10 protein-coding genes are annotated in these 18949 nt (G+C 66.4%); 6 read left to right on the top strand and 4 right to left on the bottom strand.

From position 1 onward, the window contains the following. Positions 1-179 precede the first annotated feature (179 nt). A complete protein-coding gene (locus VEW47_01710; GenBank protein ID HYS03884.1) occupies positions 180-1274 on the top strand; it encodes a tetratricopeptide repeat protein in 1095 nt (364 codons plus the stop codon). Between the two features lie 95 nt (positions 1275-1369). Here VEW47_01710 and VEW47_01715 read toward each other — a convergent pair whose 3' ends face one another. Together VEW47_01715 and VEW47_01720 are read right to left on the bottom strand one after the other, a co-directional pair. Beyond that, entirely contained in the window at positions 1370-6067 is a 4698-nt protein-coding gene (locus tag VEW47_01715; GenBank protein ID HYS03885.1) for an FG-GAP-like repeat-containing protein, read from the bottom strand. 436 nt (positions 6068-6503) lie between these two features. Then, complete coding sequence (locus VEW47_01720; protein ID HYS03886.1) at positions 6504-8816, bottom strand: PBP1A family penicillin-binding protein; 2313 nt, start codon at positions 8814-8816, stop codon at positions 6504-6506. 114 nt (positions 8817-8930) lie between these two features. Between VEW47_01720 and VEW47_01725 the strand changes: the two genes are divergently transcribed. Together VEW47_01725 and VEW47_01730 are read left to right on the top strand one after the other, a co-directional pair. Next, positions 8931-10025 (top strand): hypothetical protein, encoded by a 1095-nt coding sequence (locus VEW47_01725; GenBank protein ID HYS03887.1) that lies wholly within the window; start codon positions 8931-8933, stop codon positions 10023-10025. Beyond that, a complete protein-coding gene (locus VEW47_01730; GenBank protein ID HYS03888.1) occupies positions 10022-11128 on the top strand; it encodes a M20/M25/M40 family metallo-hydrolase in 1107 nt (368 codons plus the stop codon). Before VEW47_01725 ends, VEW47_01730 begins: the two co-directional genes overlap by 4 nt. A gap of 9 nt (positions 11129-11137) precedes the next feature. On the opposite strand, the gene VEW47_01735 is transcribed toward VEW47_01730, so the two are convergent. Together VEW47_01735 and VEW47_01740 are read right to left on the bottom strand one after the other, a co-directional pair. Further along, the gene (locus tag VEW47_01735) at positions 11138-12181 is read right to left on the bottom strand and encodes a diguanylate cyclase (protein ID HYS03889.1); all 1044 of its coding nucleotides are present in this window, start codon (positions 12179-12181) and stop codon (positions 11138-11140) included. Between the two features lie 154 nt (positions 12182-12335). Beyond that, the gene (locus VEW47_01740) at positions 12336-13448 is read right to left on the bottom strand and encodes an ABC transporter substrate-binding protein (GenBank protein ID HYS03890.1); all 1113 of its coding nucleotides are present in this window, start codon (positions 13446-13448) and stop codon (positions 12336-12338) included. A gap of 92 nt (positions 13449-13540) precedes the next feature. On the opposite strand from VEW47_01740, the gene VEW47_01745 reads away from it, so the two are divergent. The 3 genes from VEW47_01745 to VEW47_01755 are packed head-to-tail and all read left to right on the top strand — an operon-like array spanning position 13541 to position 18949. Next, positions 13541-13840, top strand: a complete 300-nt coding sequence (locus VEW47_01745; GenBank protein HYS03891.1) for a hypothetical protein — start codon at positions 13541-13543, stop codon at positions 13838-13840. 4 nt (positions 13841-13844) lie between these two features. Then, on the top strand, positions 13845-15503 hold the full coding sequence (locus VEW47_01750; protein ID HYS03892.1) for a D-aminoacylase: 1659 nt from the start codon (positions 13845-13847) through the stop codon (positions 15501-15503). Next, entirely contained in the window at positions 15503-18949 is a 3447-nt protein-coding gene (locus tag VEW47_01755) for an FG-GAP-like repeat-containing protein (GenBank protein HYS03893.1), read from the top strand. Before VEW47_01750 ends, VEW47_01755 begins: the two co-directional genes overlap by 1 nt.

Below are 18949 nucleotides of genomic sequence, written 5' to 3' on the forward strand. Positions count from 1 at the left end.
GGACGACTGCGAGCACCGATCGGCTGCTGTCGTGCTCCAGCTTGGAGACGTGAGACCCGCGGAGACCCTGGATCTCCAGCATTCTCGTCTCGATGATCGTCGAGAGACGGTCAGTGACGGCTCTGTCGATGGCTCGACCCCATTCGTATGTTGATATAGTGAGCCTGCCCGATCTACGCTTGGAAAGCATCCGTGGATTTCGCCGTGACACGTACGTGGAGATGCTCGGCTCCGCGGTCATTCATCATCAAGGATGCCTCGCCTACCATCGCTCGCCGCGCGCCCTTTCCCCCAAGTCGGTGATAATCAGCAATATGAGTCGAGAACCGGCGTGCTTCTCCCGGCTCCTGATCCTTGCCGGCGCGCTCAGCCTCGCCACATGCGCGGTCGCCGCCGGCCCCGTCGGAGAAGACAGCCATCTCCAGGATGCGCTCGAGGTCGTCGACGGCGACCACGCTGATTTGTGTCCTGGCACGGCGAGCAGGGAGGAGTTCGAGGCCACGATGACCAGGCTGGCGGACGAGGTCCGTGGCGATCTGGGCCCAGATGCATCCGGATCTGTCTCGGTCGAGGCTCTGAACCGGAGGATCTTCGGCCCAGCTGGTGTTCACGCTTCGACAGATCTGAAGAACCCCTGCAACCTCCTTCCCTCGCGTGTCCTCGAACGGAAGCAAGGCTATTGCGTCGGAATCGCGGCGCTGTATCTGCTGATCGCCGAGCGGCTCGACCTGCCCATCTACGCGGTAGCCACACCGTCTCACGTCTTCCTGCGCCACGACGATGGGGTCACGCGCATCAACATCGAGACTCTGCAGGGCGGCGTAAACATCCCTGACGAGCAGTACATCCGCGAACAGAAGATCCCCGAGGAGTCAATCCGCCGCGGCGTCTTCATGTGCAATCTGACGACGGACGAATTCCTGGCGCAGGTCCACAACAACCTCGGTGTCATATACTCGGAGCGGAAGAATTACGATGCGGCCGCCAGGGAGTACGACTCGGCACTCGACCTCGACCCGCATCTGCCGGCGGCTCTATACAACTGGGGTAATGATCTCCTGCGTGAGGGACAGTATCGCAGAGCTGTTTGGCGGTTCTCAAAGGCCCTTCGGCTATTCCCCACCGATGTCTGGGCTCTCAATAACCGGGGGCTGGCGTACTTGAAAATGGAGAAGAGGGAGAAGGCTCTGTGGGATTTCGAGGCTGCAATCAAGGTCGACCCGGGGTTCGAGCAGGCGAGACGAAATCTCGACGGGATCCGGCCTCTGCAGTAGGTTCGAAGAGTGTTGCGCTTGGCTCCCCAAGCGACAGTCTCCTCGAAATCGGGGACCGGCGGGTTAACAGACGGAGAGCCGGGAGTATGCCCCCCTCACTTGCGCCTGATGGTTAACGAGGCAACAGAGGAAGCAACAGGCTCCCCCGGGCATCCGATATCGCAGGAGGAGGGCTCCGCCGGCCACGGGCTCGACTCCGTCCCCCACCCGCTCGCGCTCTGGCCTTCCCGGTACTGCACGAGGTAGAAAAAGGCGGACCCCAGCGCCGGAATCACTCCGCTCGGGCCTTCGGAGTAACTTGCGCCGGTCTGTCCGGAAGCCAGAACGTGCACGGGCCCCAGCGAGATCTCTGCGTTTGACACGCTGACCTGGCTCAGGTCACCCTGGATCACGTCGTACATCTCGGCACCGTTGACCGCGTTCCAGTAAAGATGCGCCATGCCCGGAGTACCGTCACCCTCCAAGCTCACGATCACAGGTTCCGGACCGGTCCCCAAGTCATGCGGCACGGTCACGATCCCAAGCGCCGATGAGGTGTTTCCTGATGCATCACGCGCGACGTAGGTCAGCGTGTAGACCCGTCCCAGTCCGTCTCCCGAACGCTCGGCTCGCAGCAGCACGCTCGTGTCCGGCGTGCAGATCGAGGCGTCCTGGATGTCTCCCGTAGTATTCCCGTCACCATTCCCAGGGGCGTCCTCGGGCTCGCTGCTAGTTGCCGACGCGAGTATGACGCCAGCCGCAGTATCGCATGCATCGGCCACCTGCCACGCCGCTTGGACCGGCACCATCCGGTGGTTCGGGGGCCACAGTAGTGTCACACTCAAGTCCAACGTCAGCCGCGGCGGTGTTGTGTCCTGGACTGTCACATTCGTTGTACATGTTGCCACGTTGCCGGATGCGTCCGTCGCCCTAAAGGTCACTGGCGTCACGCCGAGGGGGAAGATTCCTGAGGCGTCGCCCCCCTTGACCGAGCGGTTGTTGGTAACCGTCACCACAGGGCTGCATGCATCGCTGGCTGTAGCAGCAACACTTGCTTGTGCCTCACCAGCCCTGGAGCATTCCGCGGTCGTCGGAGCCGAACAGACCAGGGCGGGAGGTATGTTGTCCCTCACGGTCACCGTCGTCTGTGCGGCATCTGTTGCACCCTTCGAGTCAGTCACCAAGAGGCCAATGAGGTATGTCCCGAGCGGTAGCGTAGTGTTCAGCACTCGACCGCCCCCCAGGATGACTTCGCCCGCCTGACCTGGATTCTTAAGCCACTCGAACGACACAATGTCGTCGTTGGTTCCGGGAGTCGAATCCACGTCCGTCGATCCCGAAGCGTCCAGCGTCAGGGCGCCTCCCGCCAAACCACTGCACTCCACAGTCGCGACGGAAGTGACCATCGCGTGCGGTGGACTGTTCGGTCGCACGAATATCATCTTCGACTCACCCTGGTACTCGAAGTTCTCCTCCGCAGTCACCGGCACGGTCGTCCCGTCGGTCACTGTCACTCTCAAACGATATGTTTCCCCTGACGCCAGGCCAGTGAGGTCCATCTGAGCCGGGAATCCGTGGTCGAACGGCAAATGCAGGATCGCAGGAGGCTGGGAGCGAAAGAGGACCAGTGTCGACAGGTCGAAGCTCAAGATGGTCAAATCCAAACCACCCTCGCTCTCACCGGGTCTGCGCAGACAGAAGGCGGCGGGCAGGACCACTTCAGTCAGCGACAAGACTGGATTGAAAGGAATCTGAGGACGCTCGCATGTGCCCAGGGCGATCAAATAATCCGGTGTGAAGCCGTGGCAGAACAGGATGCTGTCCAAATCGAACAGGAATGGGGCCCCGGCCGCCCCATTCGTAAACCCGATGCCTTCCCCGATCACACCGCCCGGTAGATATCCTTGGCTGCAGTCGCCGTTCGCGAGGCTGTCGGGAAGAGTGATGCCCTGCACGGCTGTACTGAAGATTTCCACGAGACCGCTCAGGGGATCGTTCTGCGGGTCAGTGACGCTCAACACGACCTCGATCTTGTCTACCGATTGCCGCAAGCCGTAAAGGGTTAAATCTGGCTGGCAGGCATCGCCCGAACCATCGTGGTTCGAGTCAGCTTGGTCCGGATTCGAGACGGCCGGGCAATTATCGAGGTCTCCACAGATACCGTCCTTGTCTGTGTCGTCCAGAGGATCGTGTGGGCAGGGGTCGCAGGCATCGCCGAGCCCATCGCTATCGGAATTCTCCTGGCTTGGGTTTGGCAAGCTTGGGCAATTGTCCACGCGACAGACGTTCGCCTGGAAACCTGGGTCTCCGAAACCATCGCGGTCGGTGTCGGTACAGGGATCGCAAGCATCTCCCCGTCCGTCACCATCCGCATCAGCCTGGGACGAGTTGGACACGTTCGGGCAGTTGTCAGGAGGGCAGATGTTTGCCCTGAAGCCTGGATTTCCGAATCCATCGCCGTCGGTGTCCGTGCAGGGATCGGTGGCGTCGGGTATCCCATCTCCATCCGCGTCGGGGAAGGGCCCCTGGTTGAGCAGCACGGACACGCCACCGAAATGCGCCGCCGCCAGGTCCGGTCTGGTGTCGCCGTCGAAATCGTTCACTGCAAGGGCGCCGGGAGCGTCCCCGACCAGTAGCCGGACCTCTGGAAGAAGACCATTGCCAGGGCTTCCCAAGAGTACCGATGCGTCTTCGGATCCATCATTCACAACAGCTAGATCATCGATGCGATCTCCATTGAAGTCTCCAACGGTCAGGCGAAAAGGACACCCGCCCACGACGGAAGTCACGGGCGGGCCGAACGAGCCGTCCCCGTCGCCGGCGAGGAGAGTCACCAGGCCGAAGATGTCGCCCAAGACGCACTTAGATGCTCCAATGAGGGCAAGGTCGTTTCCGCCGTCGCTGTTGAAGTCACCCACGGCCATCGCGCTTGGCACTCCATTGGGAGGTTTCAGTCGAGTCATGAGCTCAAAGCTTCCGTCACCCTTGCCAAAGAGGATGAATACCGTGGCCGCTACAGTTGGATCGGTGCCTGCAACGGCCAAATCCAGCTTCTTGTCGGCATTGAGGTAGCCAGCCACCACAAGTCGAGGGTGCAGAATGACACCGAGATTCACGGGCTGGGCAAAAGTCCCATCGCCATTCCCTGGGAACAGCAAGAGGCCGCCGGGCACATCGACAGACGGCTCGCCACCCGCACTCGCAACAACGAGATCTTCATCTCCGTCGCCGTCGAAGTCTCCAACCACCACGGAAGATGGCACTTTCCCAGCGGATAGCTTCTGCTGAATCACGACCCCCCCGTTGCCATCTCCCAGGAGAATCCAGATGTCGCCCGCGATCCCCGCGGAGGCCAACCCTCTGTTCACGACAACGAGGTCAGGGTGTCCGTCTGTGTTGAAATCTCCGGCACGTATCGAGACGGGCCAAATGGCCAGCGGGATCGAGGACTGCTCGCTAAACGTTCCATCGCCCGCTCCCAAGAGGATCGAGAGAGAGCCCGCCGAGTCAACCGGGTCGCCAAGGCGTATGCCGGCGAGATCCGCGTTCCCGTCGCCATCAAAATCCCCGCTTACAATGTCGAAGAAACGACCACCGGGTGTGAACGGAACATTTGGTCCAAACGACCCGTTGCGTTTCCCCTCGAGAACGAGGACACGATCGGGAAGCCCTACGCCCGATATGACCATCAGATCTTGACGACCATCTCTGTCGAAGTCGCCGACTGCGAGATCCCATGCATAGTCCGCGTCCACCGTTGAACCCACAACAAACTTGCCCTGGCCCCCCCCGAGCAGAATCGAAACGTTTTCAGAAGTGATATCGGCAACGGCCAGATCTTCATTACCGTCCTGGTTGAAGTCTCCCAGAGCGATCGATCCGCACCCTCCACCTCCCGTCGCGGAAATGAGGGGAGGATCAAATGTGCCGTCGCCGTGACCAAGAAGGACATTCGCTTCGCCGAGTGAATAACCTACCGTGACAAGATCCTGGATGGAGTCGCCATTGAGATCTCCGACTCTCAGGGAGGCCAGATTCGAACCAGCAGGGAAACGAATCTCTGTGGCGAATGTTCCGTCCCCCTTTCCGAGGAGGATCGACACGTCGTCCGAGCCCTGATTGGCAACCGCCAGATCGGCCGTCCCATCTGAGTTGAAATCGGCAGAGGCAACTGAGCGGGGGGCAAATCCCACCGCGTAGGCGACGAGCGGTCTGAACATTCCATTACCCAGACCCAAGAAGACAGAGACATCGTTGGAGCCCCAGTCCGACACGGCCAAATCGAGATTTCCGTCACGGTTGAAGTCGGCGGCGGAGATCGAGAAAGGATCTCTGTGAGCATCCAAGCGGCTCCAGAACACGAATGACCCATCACCGTTACCAAGCAGGGCATAAAGTTGATTTGTGTCGCTGTCGGCACTTACGATGTCCAGGATGCCGTCGCCGTTGAAATCACCCACCGCCAACGCAACCGGACTGTGTCCGAGATCAATCCCCCAAGTGACGGCAAAGCTGCCATCGGTCTTTCCGAGAAACACGCCCACCCAGCCATTCGGAGGAAAGATAGGGTCGACGTTATTTTGGATCGAGGCTGTCACGGCGAAATCCTGAATTCCATCGTTGTTGAAGTCCGCCACAAGGATCGTGCCGGCGGATGGGCCGATTGGATAGACTTGATTTGGGAACAGAGGGCTTGCAATCCCAAGAGACATCGGGAGCACAACGACGGCCAGCGAGATGAGGATAACTCTGGCAACGAGAGATTGTCGCGGTCTCATGAGATTCCTGGCGTCTGGTAAATCATAAACTATCATGTTTTCCAATCTCTTGGGGAGCCCACATCCCGTCACGTCCGTGAATCGCCACGCCGCAAGCCGGGTGGACGCGCATCAGAGAGCCAATGCCAACTGCTTTTCCGCCTCTTCTAGCCGCTTCACAGCAACGACTCGGCGCTTGATCTGGACCCGCGGCTGCCAGCGGCTTTGTACAACTGGGGTAATGATCTTCTACGTCAGGGCGCGTATCGAAGGGCCATGCGTCGCTTCTCGGAGTCCCTGCGGCTATATCCGACCGACGTATGGGCGCTTAACAACCGGGGGCTGGCGTACATGAAGCTCGGCAAGAGCGAGAAGGCGCGGAGGGACTTCGAGGCGGCGCTCAGTATCGATCCAGCGTTCGAGCAAGCGAGGCGAAATCTCAAAGGGATTCCGTCAGCGCGATAGGCTCCGAAAAAACGCGAAGGCCACCGCCTCAGTGGCGGAACCAGTTCAGGAGGCGCGTCGCCCACGAGTCGAATCCGCCCTGGTGCTGGTCGCACTCGGGGGGGACGGTGCCGTCGATGAAGATCTCGGTCTTGGTGTCGGGGCAGCGGCCGGCGGCGCGCAGACCGGTGGTCGGATCGATCTCCTCCTCGACGATCCCCGGCGGCATCTCCCAGCGCCGCCCCTTGTCGATACCGGCCCGCTTGGCGATCTGGGCCCAGATCGGCAGGGCCAGGGTCGAGCCGCCCAGGCGCAGGGGGCGGTTGTTGTCGAACCCCACCCAGGCCACCCCGAGATAATCGGGCGTGAATCCGACGAACCAGGCGTCGCGCCCGTCGTCTGTGGTCCCGGTCTTGCCCGCGAACTCGCCGTCGACGCCGTACGACCAGATGGCGGCGCCGGTGCCGTAGCGCACGACGTCCTTCATCAGATCGAGCGTCAGGTAGGAGGCCTGCGCGGAGGCCGCCTCCCGCGAGGGGTGGGGCGTCGGCTCGACGACCTTGCCGTTGTCGTCGACCACGGCCACGATAGCGCGCGGCCAGGCGTGCGTCCCCAGGTTGGCGAGCGTCGTGTAGGCCGAGGCGATCTCCAGGGGAACGACCTCGAACGTGCCGAGCGCTATCGAGGGGACGGGCTGCAGTGGACTGTCGATGCCGCAGCGACGCGCCATCCGCACCACGTCCTTGAGACCGATCGTCGCCGCGGCGCGGATGGTCGGCACGTTCAGGGACAGCGCCAGCGCCTGGCGCGCGCTCACCGGGCCCCTGTACTCCTGATCGAAGTTCTGCGGCGACCAGGGATGGCCGGCGACTTCCATCTCGAGGGGCGAGTCGTCCAGGACGGTCGCGGCCGTGAACAGGGGGCTGTGCTCGTCCTGCGCCTTCTGGAAGCCGGCCAGGTAGACGAACGGCTTGAAGGCCGAGCCGGGCTGGCGGTGCGCCTGGGTGACCCGGTTGAACTGGCTGCGCGCGTAAGACCGGCCGCCGATCATCGCGAGGATCGATCCGTCTTCGGGACGAAGCGCCACGAACGCCCCCTGGATCTCGCCCCCCGGCAGCGGGCGCAGCTGGGTGTAGGCGCGCTCGTACTGCTTGAGGCCGGCCTCGACCGCCTGGTCGGCGCGCGCCTGCAGGAGCGGGTCGAGGGTGGTGAAGACTCTGATCCCGAGACGCGACGCCGGATCGCGCAGCCCCTCCTCCTGCAATAGCTGGGCGACGTAATCGATGAAGTAGGGCGCCTGCCGGGCGTCGGCCGGCGGCTCAGGGCGCAGGTTCAGCGGAGCCTCGCGCGCCTCTTCGAGCTGCTTCTCGTTGATGAATCCTTCCTCGTGCATCAGACGCAGGACCAGGTCGCGCCGGTCGCGCGCCTCGTGCGCGTGCCGGTAGGGATGGTACCGGCCGGGCGACTGGATCAGCCCTGCGAGGAGCGCCGCTTCCGGCAGGTCGAGGTAGCGCGCGTCCTTGCCGAGGTAGTGGCGCGAGGCCGCGCCGATGCCGATGATCGAGGTCGGTCCGCGCTGCGCCAGGTAGATCTGGTTCAAATAGCGCTCCAGGATTTCATTCTTGCTGTGCAGGGCCTCGAGGCTCAGGGCCGCCATGCTCTCCCACAGCTTGCGCGCCAGGGTCCTCTCGCCGACCGGGTAGAGGTTCTTGGCCAGCTGCTGGGTGATGGTGCTCCCCCCCTGCACGACTTCGCCGCTCTTGACGTTGGCGAAGAGCGCGCGCAGGATGCCCCGCGGGTCGATGCCGGAGTGACTGTAGAAGCGGCGGTCCTCCACGGCGACGACGGCGTCGAGGAGCGGCTTCGGCAGGTCGTCGATCGACACCGCGAGCCTTTCCTCCAGAACGTTGCCCGAGAGCGTTCCGAGCGGCTCGGGCTCGAGCAGGGCGCGCTCCTGATCCTCCCCGGTCGACAGGTTCTCGATCCGTCCCACGCGGCCGAATCCCAGCTTCACTTTCAGGAGCGCCGCCTCGACCTTTCCGGAGGGGTAGTCGAAGGCGTTCAGGAAGATCTCCAGCGCCCGGAAGCGGACGGAGTACTCGCCCGGTGTGGACGGATGGCCATCTATTTTGCGGTACCCGAGACGGGAGAGCCTCTCCTGCAGGTCGTCACGCGCCACGGCCACGCCGTCGGCGAGGACGAACGGCGCGGAGAAGACGCGGGCGGGGGCCGCCGCCTCGAGATGCGCGAAGCGCCAGTTGGCGTCGATGCAGGCGAGAGTCAGGAGACCGGCGAGGACGAGGGCGACCGCGAGTCCCGCCCTCAACAGCAGGCGGACCGGGTCGAAACGCCACTTAACCATCAGATTCCCTCCGGGCCGTTCCACCTGGACGGGATGGGCAACTGGGAGCAGGCTCCTAGGGTACCATGTCGCGCCCGCGGAGATATGATCGTGCGGGTTTCGGAGGAGACGACAGTGCTCCGGGCAACGATCGTGGTGGTTGCGCTGGCCCTGACGGGCTGGTCGAGCGCGCTGGCCGACCGGATCGAAGAGGCCCGCGATCTGGTGCGCGCCCTTGCCTCGGTCGGCGGCGTGGCGGGGCACGAGTGGCAGGTGCGCGCCGTCATCCGCAAGGCGGCGCCGACCTGGGCCTCGTTCCAGGACGACAACCTCGGCAATCTGACCGTCGTGGTCGGCTCGGGCAAGCCCTCCCTCCTACTCGTCGCCCACATGGACGAGCCGGGGTACGTGGTCTCCGGTGTCACCGAGCAGGGATATTTGAAACTGCAAAGGCTGGCCAGGATTCCGCTCTCGCCCTTGTTCGACCAGTTCCACATGGGGCAGCCGCTCCTGGTGCAGGCGCGCCGCGGCACGGTCCCGGCGGTCGCCGTCGTCCACTCGACCCACCTGTGGCGAGGCAACGCCGCGCCGCTGGCGCACGCGGTCCTGGACGAGGACCTGTTCGTCGACATCGGCGCGCGAAGCCCGGGAGAGGTCGAGGCGGTCGGCGTGGCCCTGCTCGACCCGGTCGTCATCGCGCGGCGCACCGTCGATCTGGCCGGCGGGAAGCTGGCGGGCCCGGCCATGGACGACCGGGCCGGCTGCGCCGCGCTGGTCTGGCTCCTGCAGACCCTCGAGCCCGCGAAGATCCACGGGACGCTGACCGTCGCCTTCTCGGCGCAGCAGGTCGTGGGGGGGCGCGGGGCGGCGCGTCTGGCGAACCGGATCGAGGCGGACGAGGTTCTGGTCGTCGACGCCCCGGCGGCGGGAACCGGCAAGACGGCGCCGGCGCCCGGCAAGGGGCCGGTGGTCGCGGTCGCGGGCGGCTCGGACGGCTTCTCGCAGGATCTCTACAACGTGGTGGCCGAGCGCGCCGCCCGCGCGCAGATCCTGCTGCAGAACGTGCCGTACGGGACGACCGGCGATCAGGGCGCGTTCGCCGGCAAGAAGCCGGTCCTGCCGATCGGCGTCCCGGTCCTCTACCCCGGCACGCCGGGAGAAGTCATCGACGCGCACGACGTCGTGGCCCTCGCCACGCTCCTCAAGTCGGTGGCGGAAGGGGACCGATGAGACACCGGGCGCTCGTCGCTCTGTCGCTCGCCGCCCTGCCCGGCGTGCTCCTCGCCGCCCGATCGGCGCGCGAGGGGGGGAGTTTCGCCATCCTCCAGACCCTCGTCGAGACTCCCGGCGTGTCGACGCGCGAGCAGGGGGTGAGGGATCGGATCCGCTCGCTCCTGCCGTCCTGGGCAAAGTCCGAGACCGACGCGCGCGGAAATCTGCTGGTGGCGGCGGGGCCGGAGAAGGGGGCGAAGAGCCTCCTGTTCATCGCCCACATGGACGAGACCGGCTATCTCGTCACCGCGATCCGCGAGGACGGCAGCCTCGACGTCAAGCCGGTCGGCGGCTTCTTCGAGACCCTGTACGAGGGACAGGTCGTCCAGGTGCACGCCGCGAAAGGGGACGTCGGCGGTGTGGTGCCGCCGCGCCCGAACTACCTCGACGCGGCGGTCGCGGATGCTCCCGGCGCCTTCGGCAAGGAGGCGGTGCGCGTGAACGTCGGCGCCCCGTCGCGGGCGGTAGCCGAGGGCCTGGGGATCGCCGCCGGGGACCCGGTCACAATCCCCAAGTCGTTCCAGAGACTGGCAGGCTCCTACGGATCGGGGCGGGCCGTGGACGACCGCGCCGGCTGCACCGCCCTTCTCCTGGCGCTGCGCGGTCTCGATCCGAAGACGCTGCGCCACAGGGTTACGTTCGCGTTCTCGGTGGAGGAGGAGACCGGCCTCGACGGGGCGCAGGTGCTGGCGCAGAGCCTGAGGCCGGATCTCGTCATCGCCGTCGACACGTTCGTGTCGTCGGACAGCCCCCTGGAGCGTCCGGCGTTCGCGCACGCCGTCCTCGGCAAGGGGCCGGTCGTGCGCGCCATCGACAGCAGCAACATCACCGACAGGGCGATAGTCGAAAAGGTGCTGTCCCTGGCGAAGCAGGCGGGCGTGCCGATCCAGTACGGCCTGACGCGCGGCGGCAACGACGGCTCGGTGTTCACCGAATTCGGCACCCCCGACCTGGCGCTGTCGTGGCCGACGGTCCATTCCCACTCGCCGGTGGAGGTGATCCACGAGCGCGACCTGGATGGTCTGGGAACGCTGGTCAGGCTGGTGGCCGAGCGCTGGTGAAGCGGGCGGTCAGTTCTCGCCGTCGTCGCGGCTGCGTCCCTGGTTGTCCTCGTAGGAGGCCTTGAAGATCGAGGACAGGTCCCCCTCGAGGACGTCCGGAGGCATCGAGGCGCGATCCACGATGACCCGGTTGCGCGACACCTGCTTGGCGCGGTAGAGCGCCTGGTCCGCGGCCTTCAGGAGATCGTTGTCGTCCCTCACCTGGGTGTTGGCGGGGAACGACGCCACGCCCGCGCTCACCGTGATCCGCACCAGGAACTCCCTGTGCTTGTAGACGTGCTCGTCCGCAGCCTTGCGGATGCGCTCGGCGACGATGGCGGCCCTGATCCCGTCGGTGTTCGGCAGGACGATCAGGAACTCCTCCCCCCCGAATCGTCCGACGATGTCGGTCGTGCGCGCGTTCTCCGTCAGGAGCCGCCCGAAGTCGCGCAGCACCTGGTCGCCGCAATCGTGCCCGTACTTGTCGTTCACCTGCTTGAAGTGATCGAGGTCGAGCAGGGCCGTGGACAGGGGCGTGCCGTAACGCTGCGATCGCTTGAACTCCTCGGCGAGCCGCCGCTTGAGATAGCGATCGTTCAACAGGTTGGTGCGCTCGTCGGTGACCGTCAGCTTCAGGAGCCGTTCGTTGGCGTCGCGCAGCTGCTGGTTGGCCCGCTCGAGCGAGGTGTAGAGGTAGCGCTTCTTGAGCGAGGAGCGCAGGATGGCGTCGAGCTCGTCGAAGTGGAACGGCTTGACGATGAAATCGTCGGCGCCGCCGCGCAGGCACTCGACCTTGCTCTTGACGTCCCTCTTGACCGTCATCACGACCACCGGGATGGTCGACAGCAGGCGATCGCGCTTGATGGTGCGCATCACTTGAAGCCCGTCCGGCGGCGGAATCAGCAGATCGAGCAGGACCAGATCGGGGCGGTCGGACTGGATCCGGCGCAGAGCCTCCTGGCCGTCCTTGGCGGTCGTGACCTCGTACCCGCCCATGGTCAGCCACTCGGCGAGCAGATCGACGCTGTCCCGGTCGTCGTCGACGATCAGGATGCGGAACTTCCGCGTCGCCACCGCGGGGGATCGCGGGGCTTGTGGCTGAACATCTCCCTGCATGAAACACTCCCAGACTGCGGTTATTCTATACCACCCAAAAAAACGACCCGCAACGTCAAAAATCCCGATTTGACGTGGGTTTGCGGCGGTGCGTCAGCTCAACGTCGCGTCGTCAAGGCGGTGGCGAGGGGGAGAGCGCGGCGCGCGGCTGGCTCGTCGGCGCCGCGGCGGGGGCCTGCTCCGCCCCCCAGGAGGTGAAGTAGGCGGAGTTCTCGCGGTACGTCTTCCAGGCCGCCTCGGGGTCGACCTGGGCGATGTTGAAGGCGCCGGCGGCGGGGACCCAGTCGGGCCTGGGAATGTCGGGCAGAAGCGTGAGGAGCGCGCAGTCGTTCTGCCCCAGGACCCATCCCGACTCGGTCGCGAACAGGTAGCCGAACAGACCCTTCGCCTGCGCGCCGCTCGGCGCCCCGCGCAACAGCATGACGAGCTGGGGCGGCACGATGGCGCCGATGCCGAGACGATCGGGAAACAGGATGTTGATCGGCTCCGCCTCGCGTTTGGCGCAGATCGCCTGGTCGAGACCGATCATGCCCCACTGCGCCGCGCCGGCCGCCACCAGCTGCCGCACGGCGCGGTCGTCCTCGACGATGCGCGTCCCGTTCGTGCGCAACGACTCGAAGAACGCCCGGGCGCGCTCGGGGCCCCACAGCATGAACAGCGCCGTGGCGTGGAACGCCGCCGGGCCGGCCGCGATGCGCGGCATGGCCCCTTTCCCGGCCCAGGGAGGCCTCACGAGGTCGGTCGTCTCGGTCGGCGCCTCCTCTTTCTTCAGCGCGGTGCTGTTATAGATGATGACCCGGGGATTGACCGCGAAGCCGATCCAGCGGAACTCGTGGTCGCGATATTGCCCCGGGACCGGACGCGCCCCGGCCGGCCGGAACGGCACGGCCAGGCCCGCCTCCACCATCTCGTAGGCCGAGAGAGGTGTCTCGCCCCAGAACAGGTCGACCGTCCCCTGTCCGGCCCGCGACATCAGCGTCGACAGGAAACGGTCCCCGAGGTTCTCGCGGTAATTCGCATCGACGTGGATGCCGGTCTGCTCCTCGAAGGTCTTGAGCACGGGGCCCGCGATGCGCCGCGGCGCCTCCACGTACACCACGACCGTCCCCTGGCCCGGCACCTTGACGACCTCCTCCGGCGGGAGACCGGCCCCTTCTCCGCAGGCGCAGAGGATGCCGGTCCAGGCGAGGAGGAGAAGCGTCGGGGGCCTGCGGGAGGTCGCCATGTCAGAGGCCGGGACTTTAGCAGCCCGACGGCCGGCACTTCAAGCGGGGTACCGGGCTGCCCCCGGCGCCGGGAATGCATTAGAATGCCCGCATGAGTCAGGTCAGAGGACAGTTGCGCAAAATCGAGCCGGCGGATCCGGAAGGTCCGGACGAGGCCGGCCGTGCACGGCGCCGCGACGTCCTGAAGTGCACCTACCGCCCCGCGGACGCCAACTTCTTCTGCTGGAAGTACGGCGTCTGGTACAACCTCCTGGACTGCTGCTACCGCCATTTCCGCGAGACGTACTCCGGGTGCGCCGGCTGCGGGCAGGGGGCGAGCAACCTGAAAGCCAACAAGGACCGTTTCCACTCGATCGGGCACCTGGGCGAACGATCACGCATCGGCCGCTGAAGCGGTGCCCACCCTGGATCTGATTCTCGCCAACGGAGAGGTCATCGACGGCACGGGGCGTCCTTCCTTCCGGGCGGACGTCGGGATCGAAGGGGACAGGATCGCCGCCGTCGCCCCCTCGCTGACCGCCACGGCACCGCGCATCGACGCCCGCGACCGCGTCGTCGCTCCCGGCTTCATCGACCTGCACTCGCACTCCGATCTCTGCTTCGCTCTGCCGCTCGCGCGCCAGGCGCCTCTTCTCGAAGGACGGGTCCGGCAGGGGATCACGACGGAGCTTCTGGGCAACTGCGGCATCGGCTGCGCGCCCCTCTCGGGGGAGACCCGCGCCGAGGTCGAGGGGGTCTGCGGCTTCATCACCCCCTCGGGTGTGTCGTGGGAGTGGGACTCGTTCGGCGCCTATCTCGAGCGGCTGGAGACACAGGGGGTCCTGGTCAACGTGGCGTCGCTCGTGGCGCACGGGCCCCTCCGTCTTCTGGCGATGGGAGCGCGGGCCGGCCCGCCGGCCGAGGACGAGCGGCGGGAGCTCGGCCGCCTGACCCGCCTCGCGGTCGAGGAAGGGGCCTACGGAGTGTCGTTCGGACTCATCTATCCTCCCGGACAGTTCGCCGACACCGACGAGCTGGAGCACGTGGCGCGCGCGGCCGCCGCGGCGGGCGGCTTCGCCGCCTTCCACCAGCGCGGCAGCAGCCGCGACACGCTCGACCAGGCGGTGGACGAGATGATCGAGGTGGGGCGGCGCTCTGGTGCCGGCGTGCATCACTCCCACGTCGAGACGGTCGGCCGGCGCGCCTGGTCCGGCGCCCCCGACGTCCTGGCGGCCCACGGGCGCGCGGCGCGCGCGGGGATCGGGATCAGCGCCGACGTCATCCCCTACACGGCCGTCTGCACCACCCTCCTGGCGCTCTATCCTCCGTGGTCGCTCGACGGAGGAGTCGCGGCGTTTCTTTCCCGCCTGCGCGACCCGGACGTGCGCGCCCGCATGAGGCGCGAGGTGGAGGAGACCTCTCCGGTGTGGCCGCCGTGGGCGGAGGAGGGGAGATTCACCATGAACATCGCGCGCGAGTGCGGCTGGGACCACATCCGGCTGGCGCACGTCGACGGCGAGCGCAACAAGCCGTTCGAGCACCTGACGATCGCGGAGATCGGGCGGCGGCGCGGGACGCTGCCGTTCGACGCTCTGTCCGATCTGATGCTCGAGGAATCGGGGATCGCGACGCAGCTGATCTTCGGGATCTCCGGCGACGAGACGACCGACGAGCCGCTTCTGCCGCTTCTGGCGAGCCCGGGGCTCGCCGTGGTCTCCGATGCCTGGGAGATCGGCAAGGGGTTCCCTCATCCCGGCGCTTACGGAGCCTTTCCCCGGGTCCTGGGGCACTATGTGCGCGAGCGGAGAGTGCTCGGTCTCGAGGAGGCGGTCCGCAAGATGACCTCGCTTCCGGCTGAGCGCCTGGGCCTGCGCGACCGGGGGCGTGTCCAGGAAGGGTGCAGGGCCGATCTCGTCGTCTTCGATCCGGAAACCGTCGCCGACCGATCGACCTTCACCGAACCGCGCCGTTTCGCCGAGGGGATCGACGAGGTCCTGGTGAACGGCCGCAGGATCGTCGCGGGGAGGGAGTTCCGACCGCAGGCGGCGGGGCGCGTCCTGCGCAGGGGGGCGTGATGAGGCGCGCGATCAAGGCCGCGCGTGGCGCAGGAGAGGCGGTGTCGATCGGGCTCCTCGTCCCCTTTCTTGTCTGCGCGGCGGACGACGTCATCCACGCCAACAACCGCGGCGCCGCCCTGATGGAGCAGTACAAGCACACGCAGGCGGTGGAGGAGTTCCGCCGGGTCACGGCCGGAGCCCCCGCCTGGGCCCCCGGGTTCGTCAATCTCGGCCTGGCCGCCCTGTACGCGCGCGACGTCGACGGGGCGAAGGAGGCGTTTCTCGAGGCGATCCAGATCGATCCCCGCCTGCCCCAGGGACACTACGGGCTCGGTCTCGTGCTGAAGAACCAGGGGAAGACGGAGGAGGCGATCGCGGCTCTGGAGAAGGCCCGGGCCCTCGACCCGGACGACCCGGACATCCTCTACAACCTGGGGCTCCTGCATGCCCGCAGGCGGGATTTCGATCCGGCGATCACGTGCCTGGCCCGCGCCCGCGAGCTCGACCCGAACAGCATCTCCGTCCGCTACCAGCTGGCGCGCGCCCTTTTGCAGTCCGGCAAGCGCGCCGAGGGGGACCGCGAGATGTCCGCGTACCAGAAGCTGTCGGCGAATCCGAAGTTCGCCGTCCCGACCGGCAACCAGTACGGGGAGGCGGGTCGCTACGCGCTCGTCATCACCGATGTCGCGGCGCTCGGCGGCACGAAGCCGCAGACCGCGCCCGTGGTCGTCCGTTTCAGCAACGCCACGGCGGCCTCGGGAATCACCTTCCGCCACGCCGGTCCGGGAGGAGAGCCGGGCGGCCCCGCGACGCCGAAGGACGGAGGCCCCGCGGGGCGGGCGGCCCGCTACGGCTCGGGTCTGGCGATAGGCGACCTCGACGGTGACGGCAAACCCGATCTGGTGCTCGCCAACGCGTCGGCGGCCGGCAAGGCGCGGCCGGTCCTGTACAGGAACGAGGGAGGCATGGCCTTCGCGGACGTCACGCGGTCCTCCGGCGTCGCGTTCGAGGGCGTGGGCATGGCGGCGATCCTCGGGGATTACGACAACGACGGCGACGAGGACCTCTATCTGACGCGGCTGGGCGGCGGAGCGCTCTACGCCAACGACGGCAAGGGACACTTCACGGACGTCACCCGGAAGAGCGGCGCCTCGGCACAAGGGTTCATCCTGGGGGCATCCTGGGCCGACGTGGATCACGACGGCGACCTGGATCTGTTCCTGAACCGGCTGCCCGTGCCCGGAACGCGCGCTCCGGCCCCGCCGGTGCTCCTGCTGAACCGCGGGGACGGCACGTTCAAGCCTTCCACTCCGGAGCTGAAGATCACCGGCCCGGCCGGCGGCACCGTCGGTTCGGTCTTTGCCGATTTCGACGCGGACCGGGACATAGACGCGGTCCTGTCGTCCCTGGGCGGCCAGGACACGCTGCTCGACAACCGGCGGGAGGACGGGTTTGCAGCGCGGGGGCGCGAGGCCGGGCTCAACGCGCACGGCTCGGGGCGTGGTCTGGCGGCCGGCGACGTGGACGGCGACGGTCTTCCCGACCTGGTCTTCGCGGGAGATAAGGACGCGGCCCTGCGGCTCTTCGTGAACGGCGCCCGCCGGATCTTCACGGAGCGGGCGATCCCGGCGCCGCCGGGGGCGTCGCTCTTCGGGGTCGTGCTGTTCGACGCGGACAACGACGGCGATCTCGACCTGTTCGCGGCCGGCTCCACCCTTCTGCTCTACCTCAACGACGGCACGGGCCAGTTCCGCGACGTCTCCTCCGAGGCCGGCCTGCCGCAGATCCAGGTCAAGGACGCGCGCGGTGTCGCGGCCGCCGACCTGGACGGCGACGGCGATCTGGACCTGGTGGTGACGCAGAACGGCGGCCCGCCGCTTTTGCTGCGCAACGACGGCGGCAGCACGAACCGCTGGATCGAGGTCGTGCCGCGCGGTCTCAACAGTAATAAGGACGGAATCGGCACGAAGGTGGAGGTGCAGGCGGGACCGGCGTGGCAGCGACGTGAAGTGCAGGCCGGCGGCGGCTACCTGTCGCAATCGCCGCCCGTGGCCCATTTCGGACTGGGCGGCCGTCCGCTGGCGGACATCGTCCGCCTGCTGTGGCCCGGGGGCGTCCTGCAGGCGGAGATGGACGTGCCGGCGGGGCAGAGGGTCGAGGAGACCGAGCTCGACCGGAAGGGATCGTCCTGCCCGCTGCTGTTCGCCTGGAGCGGTCTCAGGTACGGCTTCCTCACCGACATTCTCGGCGGCGGCGGGCTGGGGATGTGGACGGCACCGGGCGTGTACGGCGCTCCCTCCCCCGAGGAATATCTGAAAATCGAGCCGGAGCAGCTCGTGCCCAAGGACGGCGCCTACCTGATCCAGATGCTGGAGAATCTGGAAGAGATCACCTACCTCGACGAGACGAAGCTCATCCTCCTCGATCATCCGAAGGACATCGACGTTTACCCGCTCGGGGCGTTCGGCGGGAAGGAGCGCCAGCCCTATCGCGCGCTGGCGGTGGAGCGATCCGCGCGCGTCTACCCGCTGCGCGCCATCGACCACAACGATCGCGACGTGACCGGATCCCTCCTCAAGATCGATCGGACCTATCCGGACAACTTCCGGCTCGATCGACTGGCCGGGTTCGCCGAGATGCACAACCTGACGCTGGAGTTCCCCGAAAGCGTGACGCGCCTGCAGCGCCCCGTGCTGTTCCTGTACGGCTGGGTCGACTTCGAGTACTCGTCCTCCAACTACGCCGCCTCCCAGGCCGGGGTCCGGCTGACGCCTCCCGTTCTCGAGCTGGAGGACAAGGACGATCGGATCTTCCGCCCGGTCCTCGACCCGATGGGCTTCCCGCCCGGGCTGCCGCGCATGATCAGCGTCGATCTCTCGGACCGGGCTCCGCTGCCGACCCGGCGCCTGCGCCTGCGCACCAACATGCGCGTCTACTGGGACCAGATCTTCATCGCTGAGCCGCTCGAGGAGAAGGAGGCGTCGGACAGGGTGAAGGTGAACGAGATCAAGCTGAGCGGCGCGCACCTGCACCGCCGCGGCTTCCCGCGGGAGCACAGTCCGGACGGCCGCGAGCCGAGGGTCTACGACTACGGCATCCTGGACAACACGCAGCCGTTCAAGGTGATGACCGGCGACTACACGCGCTTCGGTAGAGTGACCGATCTGCTCACCCGGACGGACGATCGCTTCGTCATCTTCGGCAAAGGCGAGGAAGTCACCCTGGAGTTCCCGGTCAAGGGGCTGCCGGAGGTGCCGAAGGGTTCGGCGCGCAGCTTCTTCCTGTACGCGAACGGCTATTGCAAGGACATGGATCCGCACACGGCGTTCCCGGACACGGTGGAGCCTCTGCCGTTCCACGGCATGTCGGCCTATCCGTACCCGCAGGGGGAGACCTACCCGGACGACGCGGAGCACCGGGACTATCGCAAGACCTGGAACACCCGGCGCCGGGAAGGGCGATAG

The organism is Candidatus Dormiibacterota bacterium (assembly GCA_035635555.1).
Lineage (GTDB): Bacteria > Acidobacteriota > Polarisedimenticolia > Gp22-AA2 > Gp22-AA2 > Gp22-AA3.